At 68.6% G+C, this 1,648-nt stretch carries 1 protein-coding gene; it reads right to left on the minus strand.

What is annotated here, in order from left to right:
• A partial coding sequence (locus tag NBG84_RS17390; RefSeq protein WP_250920391.1) for a condensation domain-containing protein occupies window positions 1–1,648 on the minus strand: 1,648 nt, incomplete at both ends.

Consider the following 1,648-nt stretch of genomic DNA (forward strand, 5'->3'; position numbering starts at 1 on the left):
TCGAATCCGGCGAGCTCCGCCTGCCATCGGGCGGCCGTCGCCTTTCGGTCTCGGGTGGACAACCAGGCCAGATACTCGCCATAGCTGCGGACAGGAGCGAGGTCGTAGGTCGCGGAGTACAGCTGGATCAGGTCCCTGAACACCAGCGGTGATGACCAGTCGTCGCCGTCGCCGTAGCTGCGGACGGGGGTGAGGTGGTGGGTGGTGGTGTAGAGGCGGATGAGGTCTCTGAATACGAGTGGTGATGACCAGCCGTCGAAGATGGTGTGGTGGGCGGTGATGACGAGTTTGGCTTGTTGGGGGCTGTAGGTGAGGAGGCCGAGGCGGAGTAGGGGTGGTCGGGTGGGGTCGAGTCGGTCGGCTCGGTCCTGGGTGAGGAATTGGTCGAGGGTGGTGTCTTGTTCGTGTTGGGTGTGGTTGGTGAGGTCGAGGTGTCGCCAGGGGAGGGGGGTGTGTTCGGGGATGACTTGGAGGGGGTCGCCGTCGGCTGCGGTGAGGAACGCGGCCCGTAGGTTGGGGTAGCGGTCGAGGAGTGCCTGTCCGGCCGTCCGCATGCGGTCGGGGTCGACGTGCCCGGTCAGGTGGAGTACGAACTGCATGTGGTAGACGTCGAAGGAGCCGTCGGCGACCGCGGCTTGGAACTGGATCCCGGACTGTCCCGGGGCCTGCGGCCAGATGTCGACGAGCCGTCCGTAGCGTGTCTCCCAGGCCTCGATCTCGTTCTGCCCTACCGAGACCAGGGGTGCGTCGCAGGGGGTGAGCCCTCCGGTGTCCGGGTGGGTGGCGTGGGTGGCCATCGCGTGCAGTACCTGGGCCCACAGGTGGGCCAGTTCGTCCACCCGCTGGCGGGAGAGGACTCCGGTGGGGAACACGAACGCGGCCTGGAGCCGGGTACCGTCGGCGGTGTCGGTGGCGAGGCAGCCGACCTCGAGGGCGGACAGTGCCGGCAGGTCGGGGTCGGGCGCCGGGACCAGCTCGGTGGACCAGGGTGCCGGTCCCCATCCGGACGCGCGGAGGTCTTCGGGCACGTCGGTGTCGGAGATACGGCCGAGGTAGTTGAACCCGATCTGCGGCACCGCGTACTCGGCGAGCCGTGGGGCGGTGGTGGGGTTGAGGTAGCGCAGTAGTCCGTATCCCATGCCCTTGTCCGGGATCTGGCGTACTTGTTCCTTGACGAGTTTGATCGCTGTGCCGGCCGCGGGGCCGCCGGTCAGTACCTCGTTCAGCTCCACCGCGCTGACGTCGATACGGGCCGGGTACATGCTGGTGAACCATCCGACCGTGCGGGACAGGTCGGCCCCGGGGACGAGGTCTTCCTGGCGGCCGTGTCCTTCCAGCCGGATCAGGGTGGGGCTGTCCACGCCGCGCCAGCGGTTGACGGCCAGTGCGAGCGCGGCGAGCAGTACGTCGGCCCCGGTGGCCCTGAACGCGGCGGGTAGTGTGGTCAGTACGGCCTTGGTGACCTGGGCGGGTAGCTGTATCCGTACGGTGTCGAGGGTGGACATCACATCCACGGCCGGGTCGAAGGCCCGGGTGCCCAGGGGGAGGTCGAACGCCTCCAGCAGGTTGTGCCAGTACTCCAGCTCCGCTTCCCGGTCCGGGCGCAGTGCCTGCTCCCGCAGGGCCAGGGCCCAGCGGCGTGCGGAGG

The sequence above is a fragment of the Streptomyces albipurpureus genome, assembly GCF_023701525.1.
GTDB classification, from domain to species: domain Bacteria; phylum Actinomycetota; class Actinomycetes; order Streptomycetales; family Streptomycetaceae; genus Streptomyces; species Streptomyces albipurpureus.